The organism is Pseudodesulfovibrio sp., from assembly GCF_028692895.1.
Taxonomy (GTDB): Bacteria; Desulfobacterota; Desulfovibrionia; order Desulfovibrionales; family Desulfovibrionaceae; genus Pseudodesulfovibrio.
This window is the reverse complement of record NZ_JAQUWN010000123.1, coordinates 1-4,726: the sequence shown is the minus strand read 5'-3', so window position 1 is coordinate 4,726 and position 4,726 is coordinate 1. Positions and strand designations below refer to the sequence as shown.

Here is a 4,726-nt window from a genome sequence, read left to right as displayed (position 1 = left end):
ATATCAGGATCACAAACAGCGCGGAACGCCTGTTCATCTATCCCGCCCACTGCCGCATGGCGGCGTCGAGCAATCCACGGGCTTCGAGGATGAAGCCGATGGCGTCGCGCACGGCGCCGCGGCCGCCAGCCCGGGGCGCCACCCAGTCCGCAGCCGCGATGACCTCGGGCATGGCGTTGGGCACGCACAGGGCCAGGCCCGCGCGCTTCATGACGCCCAGGTCGATCCAGTCGTCGCCCATGAACGCTGCCTCGGCCACGTCCACGCCCACCTTTTCGCAAATCTCCTCGAACAAGGGGACCTTCCTGTGCTTGCCCGGATAATAGTGGCGGATGCCCAGCTCGGTCACGCGCCGGGCCACGGGCGACTGGTCCAGCCCGGTGATGACGCCGATCTCCAGCCCAACGGACTGGGCCAGCTTGATGCCGAAGCCGTCCTGCACGTCGAAGCGCTTCATGGCCACGCCGTCGCCGTCGTAGTAAAGGCCGCCGTCGGTCAGGACGCCGTCCACATCCAGGACGAGCAGCTTGATGTTCTGCGCAAGCCTGCGGGCGCGATCACTCATGGCGGTTCAGCTCCCAAAGGGCCTTGAGGCGGATGAGCAGTTTCTCGATCTGATCGAGCGGCAGGCTGTTGGGCCCGTCGCACAGGGCGTTGTCCGGGTCGGGATGGGTCTCCATGAACACGCCGTCCGCCCCGGCCGCCACGGCGGCGGAGGCCAGCACCGGGACGTACTCCCGCTGGCCGCCCGAGGCGCACCCCTTCCCTCCAGGCAGTTGCACCGAGTGGGTGGCGTCGAAGACCACCGGCACGCCGAGGCTCTTCATTTGCGGGATGGAGCGCATGTCCACCACCAGGTTGTTGTAGCCGTAGGTGGAGCCCCGCTCCGTGAGCCAGATGCGCTCGTTGCCGGAGCTGCGGAGCTTTCCCACCACATGCTCCATGTCCCAGGGGGCCAGGAACTGCCCTTTTTTGACGTTGACGATGCACCCGGTCTTGGCGGCCGCCACCAGCAGGTCGGTCTGGCGGCAGAGGAAGGCGGGCACCTGGATGACGTCCGCCACCTCGGCCACGGCGGCGGCCTGACTGGGCAGATGGATGTCGGTGACCACGGGCAGTCCGGTCTGCCGCTTGACCTCGGCCAGGATGGCGAGCCCCTCCTCCAGGCCCGGGCCCCGGTAGCTCTCCACCGAGGTGCGGTTGGCCTTGTCGAAGGAACTTTTGTAGACCAGCGGGATGTCCAGCCTGTCCGCCATGGCGGCCAGCGCCTCGGCCGTGGACAGGGCCAGCTCCCGGCTCTCAATGACGCACGGTCCGGCCAGAACGAACGGACCGGACCGGCTGGCCAGATACAATTTGCTCGCGAGCAATTACTTTTCCTTCTTCTTGGCCTTGTCCAGCTTGGCCGCCCGGATGAACTCGCGGAACAGCGGATGCGGATTCATGGGGTTGGACTTGAACTCCGGGTGGAACTGGCAGCCCAGGAACCAGGGATGCCCGGGCAGTTCCACGATCTCCACCAGGGACTCGTCCGGGGCGGTGCCGGAAAGGACCATGCCGTTCTGCTCGAACTGCTGGATGTACTTGTTGTTGAACTCGAAGCGATGGCGGTGCCGCTCCTCGATGTTGACGGCCTGATAGGCGGCGAAGGCCACGGTGTCCTTCTTGAGCTTGCAGGGGTAGGCTCCGAGCCGCATGGTGCCGCCCTTGTTGGAGCCCTCGTCGCGCACTTCGGTCCGCTTGGTGCGGAAGTCGTACCATTCCTTCATCAGGTAGATGATGTTGTGCGGGGTCACGGGATCGAATTCCTCGGAGTTGGCCCCTTCCAGCCCGACGACGTTGCGAGCGAACTCGATGCAGGCGCACTGCATGCCCAGGCAGATGCCGAAGAACGGAATCTTGTTCTCGCGGGCATACTGGATGGCCAGGATCTTGCCCTCGATGCCGCGCGAGCCGAAGCCGCCGGGCACCAGAATGCCGTCCAGGCCCTGGAGCTTCTTCTCAACGTTCTTGGGCGTGACCTTCTCGGAATTGCAGTATTCCAGCTCCACCTTCACGTCGTTGGCGACGCCGCCGTGGATCAGGGCCTCGTGCAGGCTCTTGTAGGCCTCGGTCAGGTCCACGTACTTGCCGATGATGCCGATCCTGACCGTGCCCTTGGGGTTGTGGAGTTTGTGCACCAGGTTCTCCCAGGGACCAAGCTCTGCGTTGCGGGCCGGGAGCTTGAGCAGGATGGCGATCTTCTGGTCCACGCCTTCCTCGTAGAACTTGAGGGGCACCTCGTAGATGTTCGAGACGTCCACGCCGGTGAATACGGCGTCCTGGTCCACGTCGCAGAACAGGGCGATCTTGCGCTTGAGCTCCTCGGGCAGCTCCACTTCCGAGCGGCAGATGATGATGTCCGGCTGGATGCCGACGCTGCGCAGCTCCTTGACCGAGTGCTGGGTGGGCTTGGTCTTCAACTCGCCCGCCGCCTTGATGTAGGGCACCAGGGTCAGGTGAATGTAAAGGACGTTCTCCTTGCCCAGGTCGTTCTTGAGCTGGCGGATGGCCTCCAGGAACGGCTGCCCCTCGATGTCGCCCACGGTGCCGCCGATCTCGATGAGCGAAACGTCCTCGCCGTTGGGCAGGTTGATGACCGCTTCCTTGATGGCGTCGGTGATGTGGGGGATGACCTGGACCGTGCCGCCGAGGTAGTCGCCCCGACGTTCCTTCTGGATGACGGAATTGTAGATGGAGCCGGAGGTGTAGTTGTTCTGCTGGCTGAGGGACTTGCCGAGGTAGCGCTCGTAGTGCCCGAGGTCGAGGTCGGTCTCGGCGCCGTCGTCGGTGACGTAGACCTCGCCGTGCTGGAAGGGGTTCATGGTGCCGGGATCAACATTGATGTACGGGTCGAGCTTCTGGATGGTCGCCTTGAGACCCCTCGCCTGGAGCAATGCGCCGATGGATGCCGCCGCCAGGCCTTTGCCGAGGGAGGAAAGCACGCCACCGGTAATAAAAATGAATTTGGTTTTCATACGAGGAAGCCCCTTGGTAATGCTTGAATTATATGGAATACTTTGCGTTCTCAGCGGTGTCTGACGTGTTGACTGTCATGCGCCGGACACGTATGTTCCCTGCCAGCGCATGCCGCTTTGCAAATTTTGCAGGGTACCGGAGTAAAGTCAATACGAAGAGGAGATTTTCATGGCTCGCGTCAACGCACTTGTCATCACGGGATACGGCACCAACTGCCACGAGGAATCCGCCTACGCTCTCAAGGCGGCCGGAGCAGACAACGCCGACATCGTGTACTTTTCCGACCTCGCGGCCGGGCATGTGCGCATGGACGAGTACAACTTCCTCCTCTGTCCCGGCGGGTTCTTGGACGGCGACGACCTGGGCGCGGCCCAGGCGGCCGCCCTGCGCTGGCGGTGGTCCACCACCAACGACGGCCACCCGGTCCTGGACCAACTCAAACATTTCTTCGACAGCGGCGGCATCATCCTCGGCATTTGCAACGGCTTCCAACTGCTCTGCAAGCTCGGCCTGCTACCGGCCGTCGGCGACCACTACTTCGAGCGCCAGGTTTCCTTGTCCTACAATGATTCCGGTCGGTTCGAGGATCGCTGGGTGACGCTGAAGGCCAACCAGGCCTCGCCTTGCGTCTTCACCAAGGGCATTGAATACCTGCAGGCCCCGGTGCGACACGGCGAGGGCAAGATCATCCCCATGGACGAGCCGACCCTCAACGCCATCGTGCAGAACAACCTCTACGCCCTCCAGTACGTGGACCCGGAAACCCGCCAGCCCACCGAGCAATATCCCTACAACCCGAACGGCTCCCCCATGGGGATTGCGGGCCTGACCGACCCCACGGGCCGGATCTTCGGCCTGATGCCGCACCCGGAGGCGTTCAACCATCCGACCAATCACCCCACCTGGACGCGCGGCCGGGCAGCGGACATTCCGCTGGGCCTGGCCATGCTGGAGTCCGGGGTGAACTACCTCAAGGCGAAGTAGGCGGCCCGCGTGCCGGTCGCGCCGCCGCCCAATCCGCCCGCCGGGCACACCTGGCGTTCGCTCATGGACGTGGCCTTCGAGGAGGCCTGCCGCGCCGCCGCCGGGCACGAAGCCCCTGTGGGCGCCGCACTGTTTTCCCGCCAGGGCGAGCTCCTTGCCCGCGCCCACAACCGCCCCATCGCCGCAAGCGACCCCACGGCCCACGCCGAGGTGCTCTGCCTGCGCGAGGCGGCCGTCAAGCTCGGCAACTACCGCCTGTCCGGCACTATCCTGGCTGTGACCCTGGAGCCCTGCCTGATGTGCACGGGCGCGCTCATCCACGCCCGAGTGGCCGGGGTGGTCTTCGGCGCGCCCGACCCCCGGGCCGGCGCGCTGGTGACCAACCTGCCAGGTCACGCCCTGCCCTTCACCAACCACGAACTGTGGGTGGTGCGCGGCATCATGGAGTCTGAATGCGCCGCCCTGCTCAAGCGATTTTTCCTTGAGCGGCGCAAGGCCTGACCGCCTCCCGGCCCGAACTCCCCCCAAGCCCCCAGACCGTCTGTATGCAAAAGGGGCTTGCCACCCGGCCCGAGTCTGTTTATAACCCCTCTTCACATCGGCATTTGCCAAAATGCCGCCACCAAGCGGAGAGGTAGCGAAGCCCGGCCGTAACGCGCTCGACTCGAAATCGAGTTACGGGTTAATAGCCCGTACGTGGGTTCGAATCCCACCCTCTCCGCCA

At 64.5% G+C, this 4,726-nt stretch carries 5 protein-coding genes and 1 tRNA gene; 3 read left to right on the top strand and 3 right to left on the bottom strand.

Features of this window, described 5'->3' with window-relative positions; genetic code table 11:
* Positions 1 to 37 precede the first annotated feature (37 nt).
* Genes PHP91_RS17055 through PHP91_RS17045 form a run of 3 tightly spaced genes read right to left on the bottom strand, consistent with a single transcriptional unit; the run spans position 38 to position 3,017 of the window.
* Positions 38 to 565, bottom strand: coding sequence for an HAD hydrolase family protein (locus tag PHP91_RS17055; RefSeq protein ID WP_300143666.1), 528 nt, complete (start codon positions 563 to 565; stop codon positions 38 to 40).
* Positions 558 to 1,370, bottom strand: coding sequence for a 3-deoxy-8-phosphooctulonate synthase (gene kdsA / locus PHP91_RS17050; protein ID WP_300143663.1), 813 nt, complete (start codon positions 1,368 to 1,370; stop codon positions 558 to 560). The genes PHP91_RS17055 and kdsA overlap by 8 nt, the downstream gene beginning before the upstream one ends.
* Positions 1,371 to 3,017 carry a CTP synthase gene (locus tag PHP91_RS17045; protein ID WP_300143660.1) on the bottom strand — a complete coding sequence of 549 codons (1,647 nt, stop codon included), beginning with the start codon at positions 3,015 to 3,017 and terminating at the stop codon, positions 1,371 to 1,373.
* A gap of 169 nt (positions 3,018 to 3,186) precedes the next feature.
* Here PHP91_RS17045 and PHP91_RS17040 point away from each other — a divergent pair, with 169 nt between their 5' ends.
* The 3 genes from PHP91_RS17040 to PHP91_RS17030 all read left to right on the top strand — a co-directional run bounded on the left by PHP91_RS17040 (position 3,187) and on the right by PHP91_RS17030 (position 4,726).
* Positions 3,187 to 4,002 carry a phosphoribosylformylglycinamidine synthase subunit PurQ gene (locus tag PHP91_RS17040; RefSeq protein WP_300143657.1) on the top strand — a complete coding sequence of 272 codons (816 nt, stop codon included), beginning with the start codon at positions 3,187 to 3,189 and terminating at the stop codon, positions 4,000 to 4,002.
* 63 nt (positions 4,003 to 4,065) lie between these two features.
* Positions 4,066 to 4,503 carry a nucleoside deaminase gene (locus PHP91_RS17035; protein WP_300143669.1) on the top strand — a complete coding sequence of 146 codons (438 nt, stop codon included), beginning with the start codon at positions 4,066 to 4,068 and terminating at the stop codon, positions 4,501 to 4,503.
* Positions 4,504 to 4,630: 127 nt separating this feature from the next.
* Positions 4,631 to 4,726: transfer RNA gene (locus tag PHP91_RS17030), tRNA-Ser, on the top strand.